We start from the raw sequence: 299 nt of genomic DNA, 5'->3' as shown, positions 1-299 counted from the left end.
GCGCGCACGCTCGACCTGCACGGCATGACGGCGGCGGCCGCGCATGGCGCGGTGGTCGCCTTCATCCTCGGCGCCCATGCGGGCGGCATCCGATGCGTGGAGATCGTGACGGGTCGCGGATCGACCACGGGGGCCGGCACTCTGCGGCGGGAGTTCCCGCATTGGCTCGCGGCGTCGAACCTGGCCGGGCTGGTACTCGCGGCGACGCATCCCGGACGCAACACGGGCGCGACGCGGCTGTTGCTGCGTCGCGCCCGGTCGGAGACGGCGGGCCGGCGCGAGGCCGGCCGCCGGTGATC

General features: G+C 75.9%; 1 protein-coding gene. It reads left to right on the top strand.

Annotated features, from left to right (window positions below):
* On the top strand, positions 1–297 hold a 297-nt coding region (locus B8460_RS10745), incomplete at its 5' end, for a Smr/MutS family protein (RefSeq protein ID WP_048861597.1).
* Between the last annotated feature and the right edge of the window lie 2 nt (positions 298–299).

It is taken from the genome of Acidisphaera rubrifaciens HS-AP3, from assembly GCF_000964365.1.
Lineage (GTDB): Bacteria > Pseudomonadota > Alphaproteobacteria > Acetobacterales > Acetobacteraceae > Acidisphaera > Acidisphaera rubrifaciens.
The sequence above is the reverse complement of the archived record's forward strand: the minus strand, read 5'-3'. Positions and strand labels throughout refer to the sequence as shown.